Source organism: Streptomyces plumbidurans (assembly GCF_019857225.1).
Taxonomy (GTDB): domain Bacteria; phylum Actinomycetota; class Actinomycetes; order Streptomycetales; family Streptomycetaceae; genus Streptomyces; species Streptomyces plumbidurans.
Map to the genome: position 1 here is coordinate 1 of NZ_JAFJSY010000160.1, position 502 is coordinate 502.

The window sequence follows — 502 nt, forward strand, 5'->3', positions numbered from 1 at the left end:
GCAGCAATACTCCCAACGGAGGCTGTGATGGGTAGGGGAGCGTCGTGTGCCGGGTGAAGCCGCGCCGGAAGGCAGTGGTGGACGGTTCACGAGTGAGAATGCAGGCATGAGTAGCGATTCACACGTGAGAAACGTGTGCGCCGATTGACTAAGGGTTCCTGGGTCAAGCTGATCTGCCCAGGGTAAGTCGGGACCTAAGGCGAGGCCGACAGGCGTAGTCGATGGATAACCGGTTGATATTCCGGTACCCGCTGTGAAGCGTCAAACATCGAGCATCGTGATGCTAAGGCCGTGAAGCCGCCCTGATCTCTTCGGAGTTGAGGGGAGTGGTGGAGCCGCCGGACCAAGCGGTTAGTAGGTGAGTGATGGGGTGACGCAGGAAGGTAGTCCAGCCCGGGCGGTGGTTGTCCCGGGGTAAGGGTGTAGGACGTCAGGTAGGTAAATCCGCCTGGCAATAGTCTGAGACCTGATGCCGAGCCGATTGTGGTGAAGTGGATGATCC

1 rRNA gene is annotated in these 502 nt (G+C 59.2%); it reads left to right on the plus strand.

Features of this window, described 5'->3' with window-relative positions:
* Positions 1-502 (plus strand): 23S ribosomal RNA (locus JYK17_RS40135); the annotation flags it as partial.